This window comes from Mesorhizobium sp. STM 4661 (assembly GCF_000359125.1).
Classification (GTDB): domain Bacteria; phylum Pseudomonadota; class Alphaproteobacteria; order Rhizobiales; family Rhizobiaceae; genus Mesorhizobium.
Genome location: NZ_CAAF010000054.1, coordinates 20050 through 43835, shown reverse-complemented (window position 1 = coordinate 43835; position 23786 = coordinate 20050). Strand labels below are relative to the sequence as shown.

23 protein-coding genes are annotated in these 23786 nt (G+C 62.5%); 8 read left to right on the top strand and 15 right to left on the bottom strand.

Annotated elements, in window-relative coordinates:
• Positions 1-18 precede the first annotated feature (18 nt).
• Together MESS4_RS17460 and MESS4_RS17455 are read right to left on the bottom strand one after the other, a co-directional pair.
• A complete protein-coding gene (locus MESS4_RS17460) occupies positions 19-762 on the bottom strand; it encodes an alanyl-tRNA editing protein (protein ID WP_006333452.1) in 744 nt (247 codons plus the stop codon).
• Positions 762-1796, bottom strand: coding sequence for a cysteine synthase A (locus MESS4_RS17455; RefSeq protein WP_006333450.1), 1035 nt, complete (start codon positions 1794-1796; stop codon positions 762-764). The genes MESS4_RS17460 and MESS4_RS17455 overlap by 1 nt, the downstream gene beginning before the upstream one ends.
• A gap of 216 nt (positions 1797-2012) precedes the next feature.
• Here MESS4_RS17455 and MESS4_RS17450 point away from each other — a divergent pair, with 216 nt between their 5' ends.
• On the top strand, positions 2013-2834 hold the full coding sequence (locus MESS4_RS17450; protein WP_006333448.1) for an SDR family oxidoreductase: 822 nt from the start codon (positions 2013-2015) through the stop codon (positions 2832-2834).
• 72 nt (positions 2835-2906) lie between these two features.
• Positions 2907-3881 (top strand): alpha/beta fold hydrolase, encoded by a 975-nt coding sequence (locus tag MESS4_RS17445; RefSeq protein WP_006333446.1) that lies wholly within the window; start codon positions 2907-2909, stop codon positions 3879-3881.
• Positions 3882-3999: 118 nt separating this feature from the next.
• Here the strand turns inward: MESS4_RS17445 and MESS4_RS17440 are convergent, their stop codons facing one another.
• The 3 genes from MESS4_RS17440 to MESS4_RS17430 form a co-directional block, all read right to left on the bottom strand.
• Positions 4000-5415, bottom strand: a complete 1416-nt coding sequence (locus MESS4_RS17440) for a DEAD/DEAH box helicase (RefSeq protein WP_006333444.1) — start codon at positions 5413-5415, stop codon at positions 4000-4002.
• Positions 5416-5750: 335 nt separating this feature from the next.
• A complete protein-coding gene (locus MESS4_RS34595) occupies positions 5751-5912 on the bottom strand; it encodes a type II toxin-antitoxin system RelE/ParE family toxin (RefSeq protein ID WP_244441153.1) in 162 nt (53 codons plus the stop codon).
• A 133-nt stretch (positions 5913-6045) separates the two neighbouring features.
• Positions 6046-6282: a hypothetical protein gene (locus MESS4_RS17430; RefSeq protein ID WP_006333442.1), complete on the bottom strand. Its 237-nt coding sequence runs from the start codon at positions 6280-6282 to the stop codon at positions 6046-6048.
• A gap of 205 nt (positions 6283-6487) precedes the next feature.
• Between MESS4_RS17430 and MESS4_RS17425 the strand changes: the two genes are divergently transcribed.
• From MESS4_RS17425 to waaF, 3 genes are read left to right on the top strand one after another with little or no spacing between them, the layout of a single operon-like run.
• Positions 6488-8020: an acyl-CoA carboxylase subunit beta gene (locus MESS4_RS17425; RefSeq protein ID WP_006333439.1), complete on the top strand. Its 1533-nt coding sequence runs from the start codon at positions 6488-6490 to the stop codon at positions 8018-8020.
• A 60-nt stretch (positions 8021-8080) separates the two neighbouring features.
• Complete coding sequence (locus MESS4_RS17420; protein WP_006333437.1) at positions 8081-9022, top strand: glycosyltransferase; 942 nt, start codon at positions 8081-8083, stop codon at positions 9020-9022.
• Positions 9023-9082: 60 nt separating this feature from the next.
• Positions 9083-10108 carry a lipopolysaccharide heptosyltransferase II gene (waaF, locus tag MESS4_RS17415; RefSeq protein WP_006333435.1) on the top strand — a complete coding sequence of 342 codons (1026 nt, stop codon included), beginning with the start codon at positions 9083-9085 and terminating at the stop codon, positions 10106-10108.
• 10 nt (positions 10109-10118) lie between these two features.
• Here waaF and MESS4_RS34590 read toward each other — a convergent pair whose 3' ends face one another.
• Genes MESS4_RS34590 through MESS4_RS17405 form a run of 3 tightly spaced genes read right to left on the bottom strand, consistent with a single transcriptional unit; the run spans position 10119 to position 13643 of the window.
• Positions 10119-11114, bottom strand: coding sequence for a hypothetical protein (locus MESS4_RS34590; RefSeq protein WP_244441152.1), 996 nt, complete (start codon positions 11112-11114; stop codon positions 10119-10121).
• Positions 11092-12114, bottom strand: a complete 1023-nt coding sequence (locus tag MESS4_RS34585; RefSeq protein WP_006333431.1) for a hypothetical protein — start codon at positions 12112-12114, stop codon at positions 11092-11094. The genes MESS4_RS34590 and MESS4_RS34585 overlap by 23 nt, the downstream gene beginning before the upstream one ends.
• On the bottom strand, positions 12111-13643 hold the full coding sequence (locus MESS4_RS17405) for a bifunctional ADP-dependent NAD(P)H-hydrate dehydratase/NAD(P)H-hydrate epimerase (protein ID WP_006333429.1): 1533 nt from the start codon (positions 13641-13643) through the stop codon (positions 12111-12113). The genes MESS4_RS34585 and MESS4_RS17405 overlap by 4 nt, the downstream gene beginning before the upstream one ends.
• A gap of 355 nt (positions 13644-13998) precedes the next feature.
• Here MESS4_RS17405 and MESS4_RS17400 point away from each other — a divergent pair, with 355 nt between their 5' ends.
• Positions 13999-14337 (top strand): P-II family nitrogen regulator, encoded by a 339-nt coding sequence (locus tag MESS4_RS17400; RefSeq protein WP_006205430.1) that lies wholly within the window; start codon positions 13999-14001, stop codon positions 14335-14337.
• Positions 14338-14395: 58 nt separating this feature from the next.
• Positions 14396-15805, top strand: a complete 1410-nt coding sequence (gene glnA / locus MESS4_RS17395; RefSeq protein WP_006333428.1) for a type I glutamate--ammonia ligase — start codon at positions 14396-14398, stop codon at positions 15803-15805.
• Between the two features lie 144 nt (positions 15806-15949).
• On the opposite strand, the gene MESS4_RS17390 is transcribed toward glnA, so the two are convergent.
• Positions 15950-16987, bottom strand: coding sequence for a glutamine synthetase beta-grasp domain-containing protein (locus MESS4_RS17390; protein ID WP_006333427.1), 1038 nt, complete (start codon positions 16985-16987; stop codon positions 15950-15952).
• Between the two features lie 321 nt (positions 16988-17308).
• Between MESS4_RS17390 and MESS4_RS17385 the strand changes: the two genes are divergently transcribed.
• Positions 17309-17506: a DUF2735 domain-containing protein gene (locus MESS4_RS17385; protein ID WP_006333426.1), complete on the top strand. Its 198-nt coding sequence runs from the start codon at positions 17309-17311 to the stop codon at positions 17504-17506.
• Positions 17507-17589: 83 nt separating this feature from the next.
• Here MESS4_RS17385 and MESS4_RS17380 read toward each other — a convergent pair whose 3' ends face one another.
• The 6 genes from MESS4_RS17380 to MESS4_RS17355 form a co-directional block, all read right to left on the bottom strand.
• Positions 17590-19476: an MFS transporter gene (locus MESS4_RS17380; protein WP_006333424.1), complete on the bottom strand. Its 1887-nt coding sequence runs from the start codon at positions 19474-19476 to the stop codon at positions 17590-17592.
• A gap of 187 nt (positions 19477-19663) precedes the next feature.
• The gene (locus MESS4_RS17375; protein ID WP_006333423.1) at positions 19664-20455 is read right to left on the bottom strand and encodes an ATP12 family chaperone protein; all 792 of its coding nucleotides are present in this window, start codon (positions 20453-20455) and stop codon (positions 19664-19666) included.
• 11 nt (positions 20456-20466) lie between these two features.
• Positions 20467-21342: a DMT family transporter gene (locus MESS4_RS17370; RefSeq protein ID WP_051070893.1), complete on the bottom strand. Its 876-nt coding sequence runs from the start codon at positions 21340-21342 to the stop codon at positions 20467-20469.
• A 47-nt stretch (positions 21343-21389) separates the two neighbouring features.
• A complete protein-coding gene (locus tag MESS4_RS17365; protein WP_006333415.1) occupies positions 21390-22370 on the bottom strand; it encodes an RluA family pseudouridine synthase in 981 nt (326 codons plus the stop codon).
• A 39-nt stretch (positions 22371-22409) separates the two neighbouring features.
• Positions 22410-22784, bottom strand: a complete 375-nt coding sequence (crcB, locus tag MESS4_RS17360; RefSeq protein ID WP_006333414.1) for a fluoride efflux transporter CrcB — start codon at positions 22782-22784, stop codon at positions 22410-22412.
• 78 nt (positions 22785-22862) lie between these two features.
• On the bottom strand, positions 22863-23693 hold the full coding sequence (locus MESS4_RS17355; RefSeq protein ID WP_006333413.1) for an aspartyl/asparaginyl beta-hydroxylase domain-containing protein: 831 nt from the start codon (positions 23691-23693) through the stop codon (positions 22863-22865).
• Positions 23694-23786 lie beyond the last annotated feature (93 nt).

Here is a 23786-nt window from a genome sequence, read left to right as displayed (position 1 = left end):
GGCGGAGCCTCTGTATTGTCAAGCTGCCGGCATCGGCCCAAAGCGTATGCGGAAGCGCCGGTTCTCGCGGCCCTTCTTCTCGATCTTGCCGATATGGATTTCGCCGACTTCACCAGTGCTCTTCACATGGGTGCCGCCGCAAGGCTGGCTATCGATCGAGGCGTTCTCGCCGATGCAGACCAGGCGGATATTGCCGGTGCCAACGGGCGGCCGCACATTCTTGGATTTGACCAACCCAGGATTGGCCGCCAATTCCTCGTCCGATATCAGCCTGACAAAGATCGGGTGATCGGCCCGCACAAGGTCCATCACCTTTGCCGTCACGTCTTCCCTGATGAAGCCGGCATCCGGGATGTCGAAGTCGACGCGGCTGTCGTCCTCGGAAACGGCGGCACCCGTGATCGGGAACGGGCAGACGACGGTGAGCAGGTGGCAGGCTGCGTGCATGCGCATCAGAAGATGCCGCCGCTGCCAGTCGATGGCGAGCTTGACCCGTTCGCCGACGGCCGGAGCCGGCTGTTCGGGCGCCAGCACATGGATGATCTCGTCCTTGGTCTCGCCGGTGATGGTGGCGGCAATCGCGATCACACTGCCGTCGGCGCGCTCGATCGCGCCCGTGTCCCCCGGCTGCCCGCCCGACGTGGCATAGAAGATGGTGCGGTCGAGAATGATGCCGCCGCGATCGTTGATGGCGACTATGGCGGCGTCGGCCGTGCGGAGATAGGCGTCGTCGCGAAACAGCGCTTGCGTCTTATAGCCCATCACGCGACCTTTTCGAACGGCACCGAAATGTCGGCTTTCTCATCCATCCAGCCCGGTACCGGCAGTTTCTTTTCCCGCAGGAACTCCGGATTGAACAGCTTCGACTGATAGCGCGTGCCGTAGTCGCAGAGGATGGTCACGATGGTGTGGCCGGGACCCAGTTCACGCGCCAGCCGGATCGCGCCGGCAATGTTGATGCCGGTCGAGCCGCCGACGCACAGGCCTTCCTCCTGGATCAGGTCGAATACGATGGGCAGCGCTTCCTCGTCCGGAATCTGGAAGGAAAAATCCGGCGTGAAGCCTTCGAGGTTGGCGGTGATCCGCCCCTGCCCAATGCCTTCGGTGATCGAGCTGCCCTCGGATTTCAATTTGCCGCTGGTGTAGAAGCTGTAGAGTGCCGCTCCCAGCGGATCGGCGAGCGCGACCTTGACGTCCTTGCTTTTGGCCTTCAGCCCGAAGGCGACGCCGGCCAGCGTTCCGCCAGACCCGACGGCGGACACGAAACCATCGACCTTGCCGCCGGTCTGGGCCCAGATTTCCTGCGCGGTGGTACGGATATGGCCGTCGCGGTTGGCGACATTGTCGAACTGGTTGGCCCAGATCGCACCGTTCGGCTCGGACCGCGCCATCTGCTCGGCCAGGCGCCCCGACAGTTTCACATAATTGTTGGGGTTCTTGTAGGGAACCGCGGGCACCTCGATCAGCTCGGCGCCGAGCAATTTGATCGTGTCCTTCTTCTCCTGGCTCTGCGTATCGGGAATGACGATCACGGTGCGGTAGCCGAGCGCCTTGGCGACCAGCGTCAAACCGATGCCGGTGTTGCCGGCCGTCCCCTCGACGATGACGCCGCCCGGCCGCAAAAGCCCACGCTGCTCGGCGTCGCGGATGATGAACAGGCCGGCGCGGTCCTTGACCGACTGGCCCGGATTCATGAATTCGGCCTTGCCCAGAATCTCGCAGCCGGTTGCTTCCGAGGCCTTGTTAAGGCGGATCAGGGGCGTGTTGCCGATCGCTTCGATCACAGAACGGGGCATACAGGTTCCTTTATGCGTGCGGCGAGACCCTAGAAACCCGCAGCTTCGGTTTCAAGGCAAGAATTCGTCTGGTCCAGCCGCATTTCGGGCACTGCAATTTCCCTCAAGCCGTATGCCGCGCGCGCCGTCCATTTAAACCGTGTCTGGAAAAGCGCTCTTTCCATTCGATTTCTTCATCGCTAGAGCACAGGCTAAGAAAAAGTCGCAGGACACAGAATGACACTCTACCGGGCCAACCCGAAGCACGGCGTCGCCTGGATCACGGGCGGCAGCAGCGGCATCGGCCGCTCACTGGCCAAGGATCTTGCAGCCCAGGGCTATGCCGTCGCGGTGTCGGCGCTCGACGACGACCCGATCGACACGCTTGTTGTCGAGACGGCGCAGATGCCGGGCCGCGTCACGGCCTATCCCTGCGACGTCACCGACGAGAAGCGCATGGCAAGGACGGTCGCGGCGATCGAGAAGGATCTCGGCCCGATCGTGCTCGCTATCTTCAATGCCGGAAACTACATCGCGACGCCGGGCGAGGATCTGACCGTGCGTGGGTTTCGCCAGTCCTTCGAAGTCAACTATTTCGGCATCATCAACGGCCTGGTGCCGGTTGTCGAACGCATGCGCGTGCGTGGGCGCGGCCACATCGTGCTGGTCGGTTCGGTCACCGCCTATTTCGGCTGGCCGACCACGGCCGCCTATGGCGGCACCAAGGCGGCGATCAACATACTGGGGGAGTCGCTCAAATATGACTTCGACAAGATGAACGTCCGCGTCCAGGTGATAAATCCGGGCTTTGTCGATACGCCGCTGACCGAGAAGAACCTGCTGCCGATGCCCGGGCTTATGCCCGTCAACCGCGCCTCGCGGCGCATGGCGCGCGGCATCAAGTCCGGCGGCTTCGAAGTCACCTTCCCGCGCCGCCTGAGCTGGGGGCTGAAGCTACTCAGCGTCCTGCCGAGACCGGTCTGCCGGTGGGTCATCAGCACCGCGACGCGCTGGAAGTCACGGCCGCTGAATTTCGACCGCAAGCCGCCAAACGAATAAACTGTCCACAGGGCACGAGTTGCCTGGCTGCAATCGCGGCCATAGGTTGAGAATTGTTGCGTGGAGTCTGCGATGGGGCGACGGATCGTGCTCGCGGTACTGGGTCTTGTCGTCATCCTTATCCTGGCCCTCGTGCTTGGCCCGCGCGTGCCCGTCGACACCACGATCCGTTTCGATCCTTCCGTGATCGGCGACGATCCGCAGGCCTATCTGGCGCGCGAGGAAGCCGCGGTGCCCGGCATCCGCGACGGACTGGAGAAGGAAATCATCTGGGCAAACCCGATGGTTCACGCCAGGACGAAGCTTTCGATCGTCTACATCCACGGCTTTTCGGCATCGAAAGGCGAGATCCGGCCGCTGCCCGACGAAGTGGCCGACCAGCTCGATGCCAATCTCTTCTACACCCGCCTCACCGGCCACGGGCAGGACGGCGCCGCGATGGCTGAAGGCAGCGTCAACGCCTGGATCAACGACTATGAGGAAGCGCTCGCCATCGGCCGGGCGATCGGCGACAAGGTGATCGTCATCGGCACCTCGACCGGCGGCTCGCTGGCCGCCTGGGCGGCGACGCAACCCGGCGCGTCGGACGGCGTCGCGGCGATCGCGTTCATCTCGCCGAATTTCGGGGTGAAGGCTTCCGGCGCCGAGCTGCTCACCATGCCATGGGGCAAACAGATCGCCGAACTGGTCATCGGCAAGCAACGCAGCTTCTTGCCACGCAACGCCTTGCACGAGAAATTCTGGACCTGCCGGTATCCGACGGCGGCGACGCTGCCGATGGCGGCGCTGACCGAGCTTGCCTACGTCGCGCCGGTGGAGAAGGCGACCATCCCTGCCCTGTTCATATTTTCGGATTCGGACCGGGTGGTGCGGCCCGACCGCACCCGCGAAATCGCCGGGCGCTGGGGCGGCTCGCACGAACTGGTGCCGGTCGACGACAACGGCGATCCCGACAACCATGTCATTGCCGGCGATGCGCTGTCGCCGTCGACCACGGCTTTCCTCGCGCAGCGGATCGTCGTTTGGGTCAAGGCGATCACCGAGTAGTACGCGCTCGCGTGTTCCGCCAAACAAAAGGGCGACCGAAGTATTCGCTCCGGCCGCCCTTCTTCAGTTTGGCGAGTCAGCCAAGCCCTGCGGCTCGGCCAACTGCAACTCAGTCTACTTACGCAGCCCGCGCCGCGGGCCGCTTGCCACCGAAGCGGCGCTTGTTGTTGCCCTTGAAGGGCTTGGCGCCTTCCGGCTTGCGCTCACCGGCAAAAGCCGGCTTGTCGCCGAAGCGCTTCTTGCCGAAGCCGTTGTTCTGGCCTCCAGGCCGCCTGCCGTCGCGACGGCCATTGTGGTCGTTGCGGTCATTGGCCGGCTCGAAACGCTCGTTCTTTTCGGCCGGATTGCGCTGCGGATCCGGGCTGCCGAGATGGTCGGCGACGATCGGCAGCTTGGTGCGGATGATGCGCTCGACCTGGCGCAGCTTGCTGTTTTCGGAAGGATCGCAAAGCGTAATCGCAATGCCATCCATACCGTTACGGCCGGTGCGGCCGATGCGGTGGACATAGCTCTCCGCCTCGTCCGGCAGGTCGAAATTCACCACATGGCTGATGCCCGGCACGTCGATGCCGCGCGCCGCGATGTCGGTCGCGACAAGGATGCGCACCGAGCCCTCGCGGAAATCGTTCAGCGCCTTCTGGCGGGCGTTCTGCGACTTGTTGCCGTGGATGACGGCAGCCTTGAAACCGTCGCGCTCGAGGTCCTTGGTCACCCTGTCGGCGCCATGCTTGGTGCGCGAAAAAATGATGACGGACTTCATTGCCTCGTCGGCGAGCATCTTGGCCAGCACCTGGCGCTTCTGCTTGGTGCGGGCAAGGACGACGCCTTGCACGATCTCGGCCGCCGCGGTGCTGTGGGGTGCGACTTCGACGCGGATAGGGTTCTTCAACAGGCCTTTAGCCAGCTCGGCGATTTCAGCCGGCATGGTTGCCGAGAACAGCACCGTTTGGCGGTCCGGCGCGGTAGCCCTGGCGATACGCTTGACGTCGTTGATGAAACCCATGTCGAGCATACGGTCGCCTTCATCGAGCACCAGCCATTTGGTGTCGGCAAGCACGAGGTCGCCCTCACGCACCAGATCGGTCAAGCGGCCGGGCGTGGCGATCAAAATGTCGACGCCGGGCGCAACCTTTTTCACCTGGCTGAAGCGCGAGACGCCACCAAGCACGAGCGCGGTCGAGACATGCGCGCCCTTGGCGAGCAGCTTGATCATGTCTTCGATCTGCACGGCGAGTTCGCGCGTCGGCGCCAGAATCAGTGCGCGGGCCGTCTTCGGCCGGCGCTTGGTGCCGAGCGCGATGATCTTCGACAGGATCGGCAGCGCGAAGGCCGCGGTCTTGCCGGAGCCGGTCTGAGCGATGCCGAAAATGTCACGGCCTTCCAGCTGCGGGGGGATCGCCTGGGTCTGGATCGGCTTCGGATCGGTGAAGCCGGCGCCATGAGTCGCCTTGAGCAGCGCGCCGGTAATTCCAAGTGCTGCGAAACCGGTGAGTTCCCCAGTGTTGGTACCGGTTAAAGTGTTTTCGTTGGTCAAAATAGTCTTCTTTCACGCGGCTCCCGGCCGCAAACATCGATGGCGGCAGGGCGCAACCTGCCGTCGAAAAAAATGATATGAAACGACAAGGCGGGCGGACGGTATCGTCCACTCGGCTGCGCTGTCGTGCCCGCAGGCATCATGCCACGGGGCTTTTTCGCCACCTTGCCGATTGCCGGAAAGAGGGAAAACAGACGCAACCAGTCTCATTCATCGAGAAGGCCGGACTATCCCGGCCCAAGCGCCTATGTGGCTGCATATGGCTGAGTTCGCCCCGGAATGCAAGGGGCGTCATGTTGCAGCGCAACAAAAACAATCAGGACGAGCTGCCTTGCTCAAACGTCGTCCGGCCACTCTCTCGCCCCATGCTGGACGAACAGAACTTCAATTTGAGTGTCCTTCACCCGATACGCGACGATGAAGGGTGTGCCGGAAATCACCAGTTCACGAGTGCCTTCGATTTCACCGATGCGTCCGATGAACGGATTGGCGGACAACAGCCGGGCAGTCTTTGAATGAATGTCCTTGACGATTCGGGCGGCGGCCCCCCGGGTTATGCTGGCCGATATAGTCGCCGATTGATGCAAGCTCGATCAGGTAGTGGCGGGTCCAGACAATTCGCACAGACCTTTATGCCTGACTGAATTTGTTGAGAACCGCCGCAATCTCTTCTTCGTTTGCGAAGTCCTCACGGTCGGCGGCCTCGATTCCCGCCTGAACACCGGCGATCCACCTTTCCTGCCACGCCAGGGAACGGCCATGGGACAGGGCGTCCTCAATGATCTGATCGCGAGTCAGGGTTGAGCGCGAGGCCAAGATGTCGATCCGGCGGCTCAAATCCTCTGATATTTCAATGTTGTTCTTCATAAGTTCAGTCTGCCATATCAGGCGAATGCCTGCCAAGAAGTTTCGCCGCGGGAGAGCCGGCTATGGGATACCCGCCGGCGTATCGAGACCGGAGGCAAAAGCGCGGCCAATATTGCGCAACAAAAGCCGTGACGAAAGCGGCGCTTGCGCTCCCCTGCCGGCATGATTACCACGAAACGCAGCTCTCCGTTTTGAGGATCGACCGATGAAGGACGTGCTGAAGGAACTCGAGCGCCGCCGCGACATGGCGCGCATGGGCGGTGGCCAGGCCCGTATCGACGCCCAGCACAAGAAGGGCAAGCTGACCGCCCGTGAGCGCATCGACGTCTTTCTCGACGAGGGCTCGTTCGAGGAGTTCGACATGTATGTCGAGCACCGCTCGACCGACTTCGGCATGGAAAAAACCAAGATCGCCGGCGACGGCGTCGTCACCGGCTGGGGCACCGTCAACGGCCGCCCGGTCTATCTCTTCGCCAAGGATTTTACCGTATTCGGCGGCTCGCTGTCGGAAGCGCACGCCGAAAAGGTGGTCAAGGTGCAGGAGATGGCGTTGCGCAACCGCGCGCCGATCATCGGCCTTTACGACGCCGGTGGCGCCCGCATCCAGGAAGGCGTGGCGGCGCTCGGCGGCTATGCCGAGATTTTTCAGCGCAATGTGCTGGCCTCGGGCGTCATCCCGCAGATCTCGGTGATCATGGGCCCCTGCGCCGGCGGTGACGTCTATTCGCCTGCCATGACCGACTTCATCTTCATGGTGCGCGACACCTCCTACATGTTCGTCACCGGGCCGGATGTGGTGAAGACCGTCACCAACGAAACGGTGACCGCCGAGAGCCTCGGCGGCGCCTCCGTCCACACGACGAAGTCCTCGATCGCCGATGGCGCCTATGACAACGACGTCGAGGCGCTGTTGCAGATGCGCCGGCTGGTCGACCTGCTGCCCGCCTCCAACACGGCCGAGATTCCCGAGATCGAATGCTACCAGTCGGTCACCGATCACGATCTGTCGCTCGACCGGCTGATCCCCGACAACGCCAACAAGCCCTACGATATCAAGGAATTGATCCTCAAGATTGCCGACGAGGGCGACTTCTTCGAGATCCAGCAGAGTTTCGCCAAGAACATCGTCACCGGTTTCGGCCGCGTCGAGGGCCGCACGGTCGGTTTCGTCGCCAACCAGCCGATGGTGCTGGCCGGCGTGCTCGATTCGGATGCCAGCCGCAAGGCGGCGCGATTCGTGCGCTTCTGCGACTGCTTTTCCATACCGATCGTCACCTTCGTCGACGTTCCGGGATTCCTGCCCGGCACCGCGCAGGAATATGGCGGGCTGATCAAGCACGGCGCCAAGCTCTTGTTCGCCTATGCCGAGGCGACCGTGCCGAAGATCACCGTCATCACCAGAAAGGCCTATGGCGGCGCCTATGATGTGATGGCGTCGAAGCATCTGCGCGGCGACATGAACTATGCCTGGCCGACGGCGCAGATCGCGGTAATGGGCGCCAGGGGGGCGGTAGAGATCATCTACCGCAAGGATATCGGCGACGCGGAAAAGATCGCAGCACACACAAAGGCTTACGAGGATCGCTTTCTGTCACCCTTCGTCGCCGCAGAGCGCGGCTATGTCGACGAGGTGATCATGCCGCATTCGACCCGCCGCCGCATTGCGCGCGCGCTCAGGATGCTGCGCAACAAGGACATGCAGAACCCCTGGAAGAAGCACGACAACATTCCGCTTTGAGAAACTACGCCCATCGGCCGATGAGCAAGCCATGCGGGCTAATCGAAGAATGGAGAAGAGATGCGGATAACGCTTGCAGCCCAGGGCCTCATTCCATGCAAGGGCTACGGCGGAATCCAGCGTCAGGTCGAATGGCTGACGACTGAACTGGTCAAACTGGGACATCGTGTGACCTTAATCGCTGCCCCAGGGTCTTCGCATCCTATGTGCGAGGTCCGGCATGCGGTGACCAACGACGAATGCCGTGCGGCAGTCCCTCAGGACACCGACATCGTCCATTTGCATGCGTGGAAGGTCGAAGTCCCCCTCCCGACGCTCAACACGGAGCGCGGCCATCTGCCGGACTATCCGCGGCCGCAGCCGAATTGGAGCTTCATCAGCGCCCGCCATGCCGAGCTGCACGGCCGCAAGACCTTCGTCTATAACGGCTTTCCGGTGGACGCCTATCGGCTGTCGCCGTCGAAGAACGACCATCTCTTTTTCATGGCGGCCATCGCGCGTGCCGGGAAGGGCCTGAACCGGGCGGTGGATCTCGCGAAGAAGTTCGATTTCAAGCTCGACATTGCCGGCGGTTCCCGCTGGAAGTTGCTCGGCCGCAGCAAGACCCGCCGCGAAGGCGTCTTTTTCAAGAGCTTGTCTCCCCGTTACCGCTACCACGGCATGGTCGATGGCGAAGAAAAGGTGCGGCTGTTGGGCGAATCGAGAGCTTTCCTCAATCCGATCGCCTGGGAAGAGCCATTCGGCAACGCGCCGGTCGAGTCCATGTTGTGCGGGACGCCCGTGTTGACTACGCAGCGCGGCGCGCTGCCCGAAACCGTGGACGCCGACACCGGCCGTTTCTTCGAAAAAGATGAGGAGTTCGCGCGCGGCCTTGGCGAGATCGGGGACCTGTCCGCACAACGATGCCGTGATTCTGCCGCCGACCGATTTCCGATCCAGAAAGCCGCCAAAGCCTATCTGGAACTCTACGCCCGCATCCTTGATGGCGAAGCGCTTCCGTGACAAATCACGGGCGTGCCAGCTATGGGTAGCGGCTGTTCCAGATTGAAAAGGCGTCGCGTATTGGACCCCATCCTCGTAGTCACCTTCCCGGCGATCGGAGATTTCGTACGCTGCCATTCGGCCATCCGGATCATCGCCCGGAGATTTCCCGACCGTCCGATCGACGTCATCACATCGTCCGCGGCCTTGCCTCTGGCAAGCCTCATGCCGCATGTCAGGAGAGGCTGGGCGCTCGACAAGAAGTCACGAAGCTTTGGCCTTGCGGAGCGCTACCGCCTGGCCCGCGAGCTGCGCGGACAGAACTACCGGACGGCCTATCTTCTGAGCGGCGCCACCAAGGCGGCGCTGGCGCCATGGCTGGCCGGCATACCGGAACGCATCGGCTATCCCAGAGAATTGCAGTTCGGCCTGGTCAACCGCTTTCCGGCCGACTGGCTGCGCCAGTTGCTGAGCCTGGGCACACGGCACCGGCGCTTCTATGAAGAGGTTTGTGACATCGCCACGCTTGCGGCGGAACCAGTTCCGGCCGAGGGATGGCCCGCACCTCAGCTTCTCATTCCGCCCGAACAAGTCGATGACTGGCGCCGACGAGCCGGTATCGATTCAACCAAGCCGGCTCTTGCACTTTACACGTCCGGTCTCGACGACCAGCGAAGATGGCCAATCGAACGCTTCATATCGATCGCCAGGGACTATTCCAGGCGCGGCTGGGCCGTACGGGTCATCGGCGCCGCGCGCGAGCGATCCGCCGCCGCCGCAATCCGCGCCGCCGTCCCGGAAGTTGTCGATTTCACCTCGACCCCATTGATCACCGACGCCATGTGCCAGATCGTGGCTTCGACGCTGTTTCTCGGTGTCGACGGCGGCCCGTCCCACGCCGCCGCCGCACTGAATGTTCCGTGTGTCCTGATCTTCAGGGCCAATCGCGCTTATGACGGTGGCCCGGTCAACGCTGGCGTCCGGTTTGTCGAGCCACCGATTTCAACACCGAGCCAGATCGAAGGCACAATCGGTGTCAGCAAGGACCAGGTGCTGAAAGCCCTGGAGCATCTTTCGACGGAAACCCGTCACTCGCAAGACGGCTGAACCAGAAGGCTCACTCGTCTTCGGCCGCGCCAAACCCGGCGTCCATGGTCGCACGGGTGGCGCTCGCCCAAGGCGTCGCATGATTGTCGATGCGCATCTGGAAGATGATAGGTCGGCGAGCAGAAGCCGATACCTCTGACCTTGGCGGCGCCCGGCGTGTCCGGCGGCAGCGACTGGCACATATAGTCCTCGCGGCAGAAATGATCGGCCGAGCAGGCCGGCCGGTTGCCGCGATTGACCGCGCCGCCAAGGCACTTGTCGAAATTGTTGGTGGCCACGCAGGTGTCGAACTTTTTCCGCCGACCAGCCCGCAGATCTCGTTCGGCATCGGCTTGCCGGTCTTGAAGGCGGCGAAAACGCGGTCCTTGTCGTCGCAGCCGCGATAGGCGATGCCGGCAGGCACGCCGATCTTCGGCGGCCGGCAGGTGTAGGCGGTGCGCGAAATGCCGGGCGCGAAGGCGGCGAACTGGCCAGATATGCGGTAGCGGTCGTTGAAGGGCTGCGCCGGATTGCTGGCGATCGAGCCGGTCAGGCATGTATGGCCTGAGAACATCCTTTCGCTGTCCTTGGGCAACAGGCATTGCGCCAGCGTCGTGCGCACACCCGACGCCGTGGCGAGCGGCGTGCAAACGGTGCCGCCGCCGCATTGCCAGGTCGGGCCGAAGCGCTTCGCGTCCTCCGGCATGAGGCACGGCATCGCCATTTCTGCCGGCGCATAATCGACCTCGCCGGCATCCTTCCATATGGCGGGCGGCGCGAAGGACAGCGGGCGGAACCGATTCGGCTCCTTGCCTTCAACCGTCGCGCGTAGCCAGGCATCGCGCCGCGGCAGCTCGGCGTGGAGATGCGGCGAGATGCCGACCTCGATGCGGTTCAGCGGCGAGGTCGTCTTGTCGTCGAGGCCGATGAAATGGAACCCGGCGGTCGAACCCGCCTGATGGCAACCCTGGCAGGCGCCATTGTCCAGCCGCTCGACCAGCGCTTCAGGCGTGCGCACCAGCTTCAAGGCCGAATAATCGAGCCCGGCAAAATCCGCGGGCTGGAACAGCGGCGTGAATGGATGATTGGCCTGCCTTGCTGCCGAAGGTCGACCATGAGACGACCTTTTTCGCCAGGAACTCATCGGGGATTTCGTAGACGCCGAGATCGACCGCGGCGACGTTGGCGCCGATATAATCGGCAAGTCTTGTCTTCAGGGCGACGTCTTCCGCGAGCCGCGCCGTATCGGGCGTATTTTCCAGCGGCTTCTCGTTGACCGCAGCGCCGTCAATGGCGAAAATCCGCATGAGATAGGCTGCCTGCCCGCCGAATTCGGTTTCCTGGCCGGAGGGAAAGCGCACCACCTGGGCGTTGAGCTCGAGCTGCTTGAAGGTGAGTCCGGCTCTTTCGAGCGGCCCGCCGATTAGCCAGCCGGCATCGACGCTCTCGTCGAGCTGCGGCGTCCAGCATCCGGCAACGCCGACGCAGCCGCCATCGGCATCGGTCGCTGCACTGTAGACGGCATTGAAATTGAACGGCAGGCGCGAGGCCAGAGCCTTGCCGTTCTTCCTGAAGCTATAGGCAAGGCGATAGATGAAGCGCACCTCGCCGCAACTCCTGTCACCCTTCATCTCGACAAAATCGCGACGGTCGAGCCGGTTGGCGACCCCGACCAGCCGGAAGCGCGCGGCGTCGGTCTTCAGCCAGCGCATGTCCATGATGCGGCCGACATTGCCGTCGGTGACCTCGTAGAGCGGCCGCCCGCCTGCCTTCATTTCGGCCCGCAGCGTGGCAACGTCGCTTGCAACGGTTTCGACGATCTGGCGATAGGCCGGCGCCTTGTCATGGAGCGTCTTCAGGTCGCCCTTGCCGTCAACGCCGAAAATACCGGCGAAGCCGAAACCCTTGGCGTCGAGCGCGGCGAGAATTGCCGGATCGTCGACAAGCAATATCGGCCCTTCGGCATGAGCGGCGTGCGTTACGAAGAGGGAAAAAATTGCCGCGAACAGAGCAAACCGGAGGCTCATCGCGCGACCCCGTTGCGGCGGCCGACAAGCTCGCGCAGCACAGGAACAAGGGCCAGCGGCAGGTCCTCGGCGATCAGCCCAGGTCCGAAACGGCTGCCGGCCTCGGCGTGGATCCAGACCGCCGCGCAGGCGGCTTCGAAAGCCGGCATGCCCTGCGCCAGCAGTCCTGCGATGATTCCTGCCAGCACGTCGCCGGAGCCGGCAGTGGCGAGCCACGGCGCGCCGTTGCCGTTGATCGCCGCCCTGCCGTCGGGTGCAGCCATCACCGTGTCGGCGCCCTTGTAGACAATGACGGCGTTGGCGCGCTCGGCAGCGGCGCGCGCCCTGGCCAGCTTGGACAGCGTCTTGTCCCCGGCGATGTCCGGAAACAGCCTGGCGAATTCGCCCTCATGCGGTGTCAGCACCAGGGCGGGGGCGTTCGGCCGACGAGCGGCTTCGAACAGCAGGTTCGGGGCGTCGCGAAACGCGGTTATGCCGTCGGCATCAAGCACCAGTCCGTCGATCCCGCCGGCGGCACCTTGCCGTCCGGCGCCCAGCACGGCAAGGGCAAATTCCCGGACCTTTTCACCAACGCCAAAGCCGGGGCCGAGGACGAAAGCAGACGGCCGGCGCTCGCCCACGAAGCCGTGGATATCGGCGACGGTGTCGGCCTTACGCAGCATGATCGAAGTCAGATGCGCGGCATTCACCTGCATGGCATTCGCGGGCGAAAGCACGGTCACCGCCCCTGCCCCGCTTCTGGCCGCGGCCAGCGCCGACAGTCTCGCGGCACCCGTTGCCGAAGGCGCGCCCGAAAAAACGCCGACATGGCCGCGTTTGTATTTGTGCGCGTCGAGGGCGGGAACCGGGACGTGCCCGAGCCAAAGCGCAGGCAGGTTCTCGAAGGTCCGCGGTTCGAGCTGCGCGATGGTTTCGTCACCGATGCCGATGTCGGCAAGCACGATTTCGCCGCACATCTCGCGCCCCGGCAGGAGCAAATGCCCCGGTTTTTTTCGCGCGAACGTCACCGTGACCTCGGCGCGGAATGCCCGGCCGAGGATTTCGCCACTTGCGCCGCAAACGCCCGATGGCAGATCGACCGCGACGACGGGCAGGTTCAGCTCCGTCGCCCTGTCGACTGCGCTCGCGGCATCGCCGGCGAGCTGCTTGGACAGCCCTGCCCCATAGAGCGCGTCGACCACGATCGAGCCCGTCTCGGCAACAAACCCAGCCAACGGCCGGGACTTGACCGGGCACTGCGAAACCGCGAGCGCCGCATCGCTGCCGGCCCTGGGCGGGCCGGATGCCCAAACCAGCACGTCGACAGCGCTGTCCCTCAGAATGCCGGCGACGACGTAGCCATCACCGCCATTGTTGCCGGGGCCGCACAGCACATGGACGCGCCTTGCCTGGGGATAGCGCGACAGCACCACGGCTGCGACCGCCTCGCCGGCGCGCCGCATCAGGCCGATGCCGTCGAACGGTCCGGCCGCAATCGTCAGCCGGTCGGCCTCGGCCATCTCGGCCGGAGACAAAAGTTCATTGCTCATGGATTGCCGACCCGCATTTGCGCAAGCATCGTCCAGTTTTCGGCTCGAAGCAAACATCGAAGAGACGACACGATCCGCCAACGCATCGTTCAAGAGATGGTGCCGTGCGTGAGTGCCTGCGAAATGTGCTTCCTGCCCTATTATTGTGCGGACGGAGCGATTGGCAATGTGTAGGTTCTGGGCGCCCATGACGCATCCAATGCAGCGGATGACGCGAATTTGCATCCCGGCGCGGCATGGCATTGAAATCGCGTGATGCCGCTTCGAACCCTCTCAATTGGCACAGTTCGTGCTTGAAGGAGGCGCAAGCGGGGCTCACAACCCGTCTTTTTTGGCAGTGGAGGCCACTTTTTACATGAAAAAGATCGAAGCGATCATCAAGCCGTTCAAACTAGACGAAGTGAAGGAAGCGCTTCAGGAGGCCGGCCTGCAAGGCATCACCGTTACGGAAGCCAAGGGCTTTGGCCGGCAGAAGGGCCATACCGAACTTTATCGCGGCGCCGAATATGTCGTCGATTTTCTGCCCAAGGTGAAGATCGAGGTCGTGCTCGGCGACGACGCGGTCGAAGGCGCGATCGAGGCCATCCGCAAGGCGGCCCAGACCGGCCGTATCGGCGACGGAAAGATCTTCGTCTCCAACATCGAGGAGGTGGTGCGCATCCGCACTGGCGAAACAGGGATGGACGCCGTCTGAGGTTTCTGATTTCAGATTATCGTCTCCTCGAAACGTCATCAGACAGGGAAGAAACGACATGACGACAGCCAAAGACATCATGAAGCAGATCAAGGACAACGACGTGAAATTCGTCGATCTGCGCTTCACCGATCCGAAGGGCAAGCTGCAGCACGTGACGATGGATGTCGTCGAGGTCGAGGAAGACATGTTTGCCGATGGCGTCATGTTCGACGGCTCCTCCATCGCCGGCTGGAAGGCGATCAACGAGTCCGACATGGTGCTGATGCCCGATGCCGATACGGTGCATATGGACCCGTTCTTCGCGCAGTCGACGATGGTCATCCTGTGCGACATCCTCGACCCGGTCTCGGGCGAGTCCTACAATCGCGACCCGCGCGGCACCGCCAAGAAGGCCGAGGCCTATATGAAGGCGGAAGGCATCGGCGATCAGATCTTCGTCGGCCCGGAAGCCGAGTTCTTCGTGTTCGACGACGTCAAGTACAAGGCCGACCCCTACAATACGGGCTTCAAGCTCGACTCCACCGAACTGCCGTCCAATGACGACACCGACTACGAGACCGGCAATCTCGGCCACCGCCCGCGCATCAAGGGCGGCTATTTCCCGGTGCCGCCGATCGATTCCGCGCAGGACATGCGCTCGGAAATGCTGACCGTGCTCGCCGAAATGGGCGTGCGCGTCGAAAAGCATCACCATGAAGTCGCGGCCGCCCAGCACGAGCTCGGCATCAAGTTCGACACGCTGGTCCGCAACGCCGACAAGATGCTGATCTACAAATATGTCGTCCATCAGGTCGCCAACGCCTATGGCAAGACGGCCACCTTCATGCCGAAGCCGATCTTCGGCGACAATGGTTCGGGCATGCATGTCCATCAGTCGATCTGGAAGGGCGGCAAGCCGACCTTCGCTGGCAACGAGTATGCCGGCCTGTCCGAGAGCTGCCTGTTCTATATCGGCGGCATCATCAAGCATGCCAAGGCGATCAACGCCTTCACCAATCCGCTGACCAACTCGTACAAGCGTCTGGTGCCAGGCTATGAAGCGCCGGTGCTGCTCGCCTATTCGGCGCGCAACCGCTCGGCCTCCTGCCGCATTCCGTTCGGCTCGTCGCCGAAGGCCAAGCGTGTCGAGGTCCGCTTCCCCGATCCGGGCGCGAACCCCTACCTCGCCTTCGCCGCCATGCTGATGGCCGGCCTCGACGGCATCAAGAACAAGATCCATCCGGGACAGCCGATGGACAAGGATCTCTACGATCTGCCGCCGAAGGAATTGAAGAAGATCCCGACCGTCTGCGGCTCGCTGCGTGAAGCTCTGCAGAGCCTCGACAAGGATCGCGGCTTCCTGAAGGCCGGCGGCGTCTTCGACGACGACCAGATCGACAGCTATATCGAGCTCAAGATGGCCGAGGTGATGCGCTTCGAAATGACCCCGCATCCGGTCGAATACGACATGTATTATTCGATCTGACCGGGATCGGTTCAGCAACAAAAAACCCCGGCGGAGACGCCGGGGTTTTTTCATGTCACTTCGTAGGAGCCAGGCCACCGGCACCGCCGACATGACAGAACCACATCACGGCGCGGACGCGGCCGTCCGCGCCGTGAGGAATGCTCAGGCCGCGGCCTTCTTCTCCGCCGTGTCCACGCTGGCGATCGTCTTCAGGATCTGGGAAGCGATCTGGTAGGGGTCGCCTTGCGAGTTCGGACGACGATCCTCGAGATAGCCCTTGTAGCCATTGTTGATGAAGGAATGCGGCACGCGGATCGAGGCGCCGCGGTCGGCGATGCCGTAGCTGAACCTGTTCCACGGCGCGGTCTCATGCTTGCCGGTCAAGCGCTTGTCGTTGTCCGGGCCGTAGACGGCGATATGGTCCATCAGGTTCTTATCGAAGGCCGCCATCAGCGCCTCGAAATAGTCCTTGCCGCCGACTTCGCGCATATAGGCGGTCGAGAAATTGGCGTGCATGCCGGAGCCATTCCAGTCGGTGTCGCCGAGCGGCTTGCAGTGGTATTCGATGTCGATGCCGTATTTCTCGGTGAGGCGCTGCATCAGGTAGCGGGCCATCCACATCTGGTCGGCGGCCTTCTTGGAGCCCTTGCCGAAAATCTGGAATTCCCACTGGCCCTTGGCCACTTCGGCGTTGATGCCCTCGTGGTTGATGCCGGCCGCGAGGCACTGGTCGAGATGCTCCTCGACGATCTGACGGGCGACGGAGCCGACGTTGGAGTAGCCGACGCCGGTGTAGTACGGGCCTTGCGGCGCGGGATAGCCGCTCTCGGGGAAGCCCAGCGGGCGGCCGTCCTTGTAGAAGAAGTATTCCTGCTCGAAGCCGAACCAGGCCCCCTCGTCATCGAGGATGGTGGCGCGCTTGTTAGTTGCATGCGGCGTAACACCATCCGGCATCATCACCTCGCACATGACGAGCACGCCGTTGGTGCGCGCCGGATCCGGATAGACGGCGACCGGCTTCAGCACGCAGTCGGAGCTGTGGCCCTCGGCCTGCATGGTCGAAGAGCCGTCGAAGCCCCACAACGGCAGCCGCTCCAGCGTCGGGAACTCGGCGAATTCCTTGATCTGGGTCTTGCCCCGAAGGTTGGGAACCGGGGTGTATCCATCGAGCCAAATATACTCGAGCTTGTACTTCGTCATTCTGACCTCTCGTTGCTTGATAAACCGAACTTCTGGATGACGCCGGCGCGCGCCGACCCCCCCAGCAGCCGACCTGCCGTTTCATCAAAATGCAAATCGTGTGCCATTCTCGGCTTGAGAGGCGCGGCAAAAATGACCCAACACCCCGGGCAAACCCGCCAAGCCGTCTAAGCAATGCGGCAAGATCAATCAAAAGCAAAATCTGCATAAATCTTGGGCAAATACTGATCTTTTCGTAGGCATATTGCTTAAATGGATTGCAATACCTATGTTGAGGAAAGCTTGAATCGATATCGTTCGGCAGAAGAAAGGAGGCCGGCAATGGAAATCACTCCGACCCGTCCCTCGGCCAAGATCCTGATGTTCCCGATGGCAGCGCGAGTTGCTGCCTCAAATTTAAGCGGAAAGGCTAAGTTCGCGGCAGAGCTTGCCTCTTTGCGTAATCGCACGGATTTCGGCAGCGGCTGGTACCACGAGGCAGCCATCGAGGAAGAGGCGGGCCAGGCTCGAAAAAGCTGAGCCATTCTTTTGCTTCTGATGAATTGAAAAGCCCGGCGCGAATGATCGCGCCGGGCTTTTTCTTTGTATGCAGGAGCCGTGGGCTACTGCTTGTCGTGCAGGTTTGTTCCCAGCGTATCCCTGACGAAGATCATGCCGATGATCAGCGACATCGCGGCGATCACCACCGGATACCAGAGGCCGTAATAGATATCGCCCCTGGAGGCGCTGAGCGCGAACACGATCGCCGGGAGCAGGCCGCCGAACCAGCCATTGCCGATGTGATAGGGCAGCGACATGCCGGTATAGCGGATGCGGGTCGGGAACATCTCGACCAGGATCGCCGCGATCGGCCCGTAGACCATGGTCACGTAGAGGACCAGGATGAACAGGATGCCGATGACCTTTGCCCAGTTGACCCCTGCCGGGTCGGCAAACATCGCGAACGCACCGGCCGCCGGAACACTGTAGACGGTCACGTCCGTGGCGCCGGCGGCTTCATCGGCCGTCAGCAGCTTGTCCTTGACCGCTTGGGCGAGCGGAACAGTGGCCTTTTCGCCGGCGCGGATGGCTGCCGCATCCAGCTTCAGTTCGGGATTGGCCGCGACAAAGGCGTCGAGCTTCTGGTCGGAGACCTTGGCTGCGGCACGCTTGAGCGGATAGCCACCGTCCTGAAGCGAGAGGTTGACCGCCTTCTTGAAAGCAGCGTCGCTCGAAGCCGCCTTGTCCGCGGCCGCCACGGCATCGTAGGACGTCACTGTTTCGGTGCCGATCTTGACAGTGGCCGCCGTCCCCGGTGCCGCCGTCGTGACAGTGTCATAAGGCACGGAGCTCTTGGCAAGGAAGTCGGTTGCAATATCGCACGAGGTGAGAGGCTTGCGTGTTCCGGTCGGGTTGAACTGGAAATTGCAGTCCCCCGGCGCGGCAGTCACCGTGGCGCGCGTGTTCTGCTGCGCGGTGGCGAGCGCCGGATTGGCGGCCCAGGTCAGCGCCTTGAACAGCGGGAAGGTGGTGACGATCGCCAAAGCAAGGCCGGCCATGATGACCGGTTTGCGGCCGATCTTGTCGGAAAGCCAACCGAACACGACGAAGAAGATCGCGCCGAGCGCCAGCGCGATGGCAACCATGATGTTGACCGACTGCGCGTCCACCTTGAGCACATTCGTGAGGAAGAACAGCGCGTAGAACTGGCCGTTGTACCAGACCACGGCTTGGCCGGCGGTCAGGCCGAAAAGCGCCAGAAGGGCGATCTTGGCATTCTTCCATTGGCCGAAGGCTTCCGTCAGCGGCGCCTTGGAGCCCTTGCCTTCCTCTTTCATGCGCTTGAAGGCCGGCGATTCGGCAAGCGACAGTCGAATCCAGACCGATATGCCGAGCAGGATGGCTGAGAGCAGGAATGGAATACGCCAGCCCCAGGCCGCGAAATCTTCCTTGCTCAACGAATTCTGCACGATCAGGATGACGACCAGCGACAGGAACAGGCCGAGCGTCGCCGTCGTCTGGATCCACGACGTGTAGAAGCCACGGCGGTCGTCGGGAGCGTGCTCGGCGACATAGGTCGCCGCACCGCCATACTCACCACCGAGCGCCAGGCCCTGCAGCATGCGCAGCCCAACCAGGATAATGGGCGCCGCGATGCCCCAGCTCGCCGAACCGGGAAGCAGGCCGACCAGGAAGGTCGACAGGCCCATGATCGTGATGGTGACGAGAAATGTGTATTTGCGGCCGACGAGATCGCCGATGCGGCCGAACACCAGCGCGCCGAACGGGCGCACCAGGAAGCCGGCGGCGAAAACCAGCAGCGTGAAAATGTTGCGCGTCGACTCTGGATAGGAGGCGAAGAATGTGGCGCCGATCGCGGCCGCCAATGCGCCGTAGAGATAGAAATCGTACCATTCGAAAACGGTGCCGAGCGAGGAAGCGAAGATGACTTTCTTCTCTTCCCGCGTCATGCCGCGGCTTGCGCTGCCGGCGGTCGATGCCATTGCCATGGATGTGTCCTCCCTTGAGATTCCGTTGTGCTGATGCTGCACGTCCTTGTCCGCGTTCTCCTCCAAACACGGACTCAGTGCAGCCACCGGTGCAAAAAATGACAGAAAGCATCGCCCAGAGGCAGACCAACCTTGGGATTATGACTTTGGTCTAATGTGCAGGGCAAAAAGAAGCCGGAGACGACTGTCAGCCTTTGAGCGCGTCGAGAAGACCGACCGCGGCCATCATGTCGCGCTTGCGGGCTGAGTGACGGGCGACAGCCTCCGCATCCTGGCCCCATTGCTCGGCCTGCCAGTCCTCGTCGACATGGCCAGCGACCCAGGCCGCGTCGCCATCGAGTTCGCCGAAATCGACGGCCAGGGCCAGCAGTGCCGATCCCGTCAGCGAGGTCATGACATGGATGGCTGCCAGCCGCAGCGGATCAGTGCGCTGGGCAAGATGGACACCGAGCACGGCGATGCTCTCGCGCGGCTGCTCGACATGGATGATGCCCTCGGCAAGGTTGAAGCGCGCGCCAAGCGTGCCGCGCGCCCAGTCGATGACGGGATCCCAATGCTGGTTCTGCCGGTCGACCAGCCCTTGTGGCGCGTCGGCACGGTAGCAGGTGAGATCGGATGAGGCGAAGCGCAGAATGTCCTCCAGCACCGCCTGCGGGTCGCTGGCGACGCCGTCGATGGCCGTGTTGACCAGGCGCAGCACAGGCATCGTCACCGGATTGATGGTTTCGCCTTGCGCGGCAAACTCGTCGGCGACCAGGGCGGCAGCTTTTTCGGTCGGCAGCGCCAGCAGCGCCTTGCCCGGCGTGCGGACCGGCTTGCCATCGAGATGAACGGCAAAACCATCCTCGACCACGGCCACCGAGACGGCTTTGTAGAAGCGTTTCGGCAGATGCGTCTTCATCTGGATCTGGGCGCGGCGCACCGGATCCGGGTCGGAAAGCTGCTTTCCCGCTTCGAGGTCGTTGAGGATATCGCGCATAAAGGTCTCTCTTAAACCGGCGTCAGCTTGCGCGCGGGCCGGTTGACAATGATCAGACCGGCGGCGATGAGGCTGAGCGCCAGGAAAATGCGGACAGTCAGCGGCTCGTTCAAGATGACGGCGCCGCACAGCACACCGAACACCGGCGACAGGAAGGTGAAGCTCGACAGGCCCGATGCCGGATAGCGCCTGAGCAGCCAGAACCACAGCACATAGGTAAAGGCGACGACATAGACGGCCTGGAAAAGCAGGGCCAATGTCGGCAAGGCAGCAAAGTCGCGGACCGGCGGGCCGGCGAAAGGCAGGACCAGGACGCCGACCAGGATGACGCCGGCCAACTGGTAAAGCAGCAACTTCTCGGCGCTGGTCTCGGCCAGTTTCGACCGCTTGATGACAATGCTGGTCAGAGCCCAGAGGATGCCGGCGCCAAGACTGAGCAGGTCGCCGGTCAACGTCGCACCGTTGCCGGCGCTCACCTTGTCGGAGAACACGGCGACCAGGCCGGCGAAAGCCAAGAGAAGGCCGAGGAGCTTGCGCGCGGTTATGCGCTCGTCCAGCAAGAAATGACCCCCGACCAGCACCCAGAACGGCATGGTGTTGACCAGAAGCGTGTTGCGGGCGACCGTCGTGTGCTCTAGCCCGACATAGAGAAACAGAAACTCGATGCCGAAGAGCACGCCCACCACGATGCCGGCGACAAGGGTCTTGTCGGGCGTGAGCAGCTTAATGCCGCGCCAGCGGCACCAGCCGAGGACGCACAGGCCGCCGATCACCGACCGCGCGACCGACAGGAAAACGGGATCGTAGCCGGCATAGGAGATCTTGGCGGCGACGTAGTTCAGCCCCCAGGACAGCGTCAGCCCGACCATGATGCCGGCCGCCGCCATGTCGACTGCGTCACGCCGGTCGAGCGTGTGGGCTGCGCCGCTCAAGATCAATCCTCCGCGCTGGCGTCGTCGAAGCCAATCAAATTCCAGCTCTGGCGCATATGCGGCGGCATCGGCGCGGTCACATCGATGACGCCCTTGTCCGGGTGCGGAATGACGATGCGGCGCGCGTGCAGGTGCAAGCGGTTTTGAATGCCGCCTGGAAAATCCCAGTTGGTATCGGCCTCGAAATATTTGGGGTCGCCGATAATCGGGCAGCCGATATGGGCGGCATGAACACGAAGCTGGTGGGTGCGGCCGGTATAGGGCTCCATCTCCAGCCAGGTCATCGTCTGTGCCGCCTGCTCGATGACGCGATAATAAGAGACCGCGTGGTCGGCGCCCTTCTCACCATGCGCGGCCACGCGAACCCGGTCGCCGTCCGATGTCGGCTCCTTGATCAGCCAGGTCGAGATCTTGTCCTCGCGCTTCGGCGGCACACCCTTGACCAGCGCCCAGTAGGTCTTCTTGGTCTCACGCGCCCGAAACGCCTCGGAAAGCTTCATCGCCGCAAGCCTTGTGCGGGCGACGACCAGCACGCCCGAGGTGTCGCGGTCGAGCCGGTGCACCAGGCGCGGCTTTTCGCCCTTCTGGTTGCGCCAGGCTTCCAGCATGTCGTCGACATTGCGGGTGACGCCGGAGCCGCCCTGCACGGCCAGGCCCGCCGGCTTGTTGAAGACGAAGACCTTCGGGTCCTCATGGATCAGCATCTTGGCGAGCACGTCGGCATCGCCCTGGTTGCGGATCGAGTGGCCGGTGAGCGGGCTCTCGCCCTTCTTGTCGACTTCGAGCGGCGGCACGCGGACCATCTGGCCCGGTTCGACACGGGTGTCGGCCTTCACCCGGCCGCCGTCGACACGGATCTGGCCGGAGCGCAAGAGCTTTTGCAGATGGCCGAAGCCGAGACCCGGGAAATGGGTCTTGAACCAGCGATCGAGCCGCATGCCCGCCTCGCCGGCCTCCACTGTGATCTGTTCAACGCCTGCCATTTTTCTCGCTTTACCTCTTCGGAAGCGGGGGCAATAGCATTAAGGCAGGCCTCTTGCGAGCCAAAGACCCAGAAACAGGGCGATGATCGCGCCAATGACGCTGGCAAGGGCGTAGCCGAACGCTGGCAGCGTTGCGCCGCGCTCCCACAGCGTCGCGAAATCCAGTGAAAAGGCGGAGAAAGTGGTGAAGCCGCCCAGAATGCCGGTGGCCACGAACAGCCTGAGCTCATTCGAACCACCACGCCGCATCAATATCGCAATGAACAGGCCCATGGCGAAGGAGCCGACGATGTTGATCGCCATCGTGCCCCAGGGAAAATTGGGACCGACGAGGCGCAGCGCGCCGATGTTGGTGAGGTGGCGGATGCCGGCACCAATGCCGCCGCCGACGACAACGAGAAGCAAATTGAACATCGCCGTTTACTGCCCCTGCCCGCTCGCCGGGTCAATCCCCGCTGCTGGCGGCGGGAAGCGTTCCGCCGATCACCCTTCTCAGGTGGTTTCGACCTTTTTCGGTTTGGTCGAGCCGATCATCTTCCAGTTCTTGTAGAACATCGAGTTGATGCGTTCCACACTGACCGAGACGACGACGAGAAGCGCCGAGATCAGGCCGGGAAACGGCGACGGCCGGATGATGTCCATGAACACGCAGTAGCGGCGCCCGTCATACTCGTTGACCGAGCGATGCAGCAGCGTGTCGTCGAAGATGAACAGCGGATTGTCGTGCCAGTAGTTCTTGACGTTACCACACTGGACAAAAACTTCCGCCTTCACCGGGACCAAATTGTAGAGGATCCGCAGGCTGAGCCGGAGCGGCCCGAAATGCCAGGAAGTCGATTCACGGCCGCTGAAAACCGACACGGCGATGGTCTTGATGTATTTGAAATCCTTGTTGAATTCGGCAACATTATCGATCCTGTGCTTGCCGTACCACTGGTAGACATACATACCGCGCCGGCCGGTGCCAAAATTGGCGTCGATGTCGGCGATGATCTCATCCTTGCGCGCCTTGAAGATGTCGAGAACCTCGTTGACCTCGCGCTGATAGTCCGGCGGAAACTGTTCCAGCTTCCAGACGCCCGGGTTTCTGTAGCACAGCAGATCGACCAACAGATTGAAGGGCGAAAGCAACCAGGTGAAGATGCCATTGCCGAGGAAATAGCCGCGGAACAGCGGCCATTCCTTGTTGTCGTTGCGAAGGACATCGATCAGGCCAAGGACGATGAAAATCGTCGTCAGGATCGGGATGAAATAAAAGCCGAGCGCAAGAAGCGGAATTGCTATGGCAGCCTGGCGAAGGATCTTGCGAAGTTTCTTGCTCATCTTTTTCACGCGCCGAGCGCGATTCCGATCTGAAATCTGGTTGGTAATCTCTGTCGCTTTTCACCCGCGGTGGTGCGCCTTGATAAGGTCTTT

What these genes read in the sequence shown, in the direction of transcription:
- MESS4_RS17460 (WP_006333452.1), bottom strand. Translation starts at nt 762, where the DNA reads ATGGGCTATAAGACGCAAGCGCTGTTTCGCGACGACGCCTATCTCCGC.
- MESS4_RS17455 (WP_006333450.1), bottom strand. Translation starts at nt 1,796, where the DNA reads ATGCCCCGTTCTGTGATCGAAGCGATCGGCAACACGCCCCTGATCCGC.
- MESS4_RS17450 (WP_006333448.1), top strand. Translation starts at nt 2,013, where the DNA reads ATGACACTCTACCGGGCCAACCCGAAGCACGGCGTCGCCTGGATCACG.
- MESS4_RS17445 (WP_006333446.1), top strand. Translation starts at nt 2,907, where the DNA reads ATGGGGCGACGGATCGTGCTCGCGGTACTGGGTCTTGTCGTCATCCTT.
- MESS4_RS17430 (WP_006333442.1), bottom strand. Translation starts at nt 6,282, where the DNA reads ATGAAGAACAACATTGAAATATCAGAGGATTTGAGCCGCCGGATCGAC.
- MESS4_RS17425 (WP_006333439.1), top strand. Translation starts at nt 6,488, where the DNA reads ATGAAGGACGTGCTGAAGGAACTCGAGCGCCGCCGCGACATGGCGCGC.
- MESS4_RS17420 (WP_006333437.1), top strand. Translation starts at nt 8,081, where the DNA reads ATGCGGATAACGCTTGCAGCCCAGGGCCTCATTCCATGCAAGGGCTAC.
- MESS4_RS34585 (WP_006333431.1), bottom strand. Translation starts at nt 12,114, where the DNA reads ATGAGCCTCCGGTTTGCTCTGTTCGCGGCAATTTTTTCCCTCTTCGTA.
- MESS4_RS17405 (WP_006333429.1), bottom strand. Translation starts at nt 13,643, where the DNA reads ATGAGCAATGAACTTTTGTCTCCGGCCGAGATGGCCGAGGCCGACCGG.
- MESS4_RS17400 (WP_006205430.1), top strand. Translation starts at nt 13,999, where the DNA reads ATGAAAAAGATCGAAGCGATCATCAAGCCGTTCAAACTAGACGAAGTG.
- glnA (WP_006333428.1), top strand. Translation starts at nt 14,396, where the DNA reads ATGACGACAGCCAAAGACATCATGAAGCAGATCAAGGACAACGACGTG.
- MESS4_RS17390 (WP_006333427.1), bottom strand. Translation starts at nt 16,987, where the DNA reads ATGACGAAGTACAAGCTCGAGTATATTTGGCTCGATGGATACACCCCG.
- MESS4_RS17385 (WP_006333426.1), top strand. Translation starts at nt 17,309, where the DNA reads ATGGAAATCACTCCGACCCGTCCCTCGGCCAAGATCCTGATGTTCCCG.
- MESS4_RS17380 (WP_006333424.1), bottom strand. Translation starts at nt 19,476, where the DNA reads ATGGCAATGGCATCGACCGCCGGCAGCGCAAGCCGCGGCATGACGCGG.
- MESS4_RS17375 (WP_006333423.1), bottom strand. Translation starts at nt 20,455, where the DNA reads ATGCGCGATATCCTCAACGACCTCGAAGCGGGAAAGCAGCTTTCCGAC.
- MESS4_RS17370 (WP_051070893.1), bottom strand. Translation starts at nt 21,342, where the DNA reads ATGGCGGCGGCCGGCATCATGGTCGGGCTGACGCTGTCCTGGGGGCTG.
- MESS4_RS17365 (WP_006333415.1), bottom strand. Translation starts at nt 22,370, where the DNA reads ATGGCAGGCGTTGAACAGATCACAGTGGAGGCCGGCGAGGCGGGCATG.
- crcB (WP_006333414.1), bottom strand. Translation starts at nt 22,784, where the DNA reads ATGTTCAATTTGCTTCTCGTTGTCGTCGGCGGCGGCATTGGTGCCGGC.
- MESS4_RS17355 (WP_006333413.1), bottom strand. Translation starts at nt 23,693, where the DNA reads ATGAGCAAGAAACTTCGCAAGATCCTTCGCCAGGCTGCCATAGCAATT.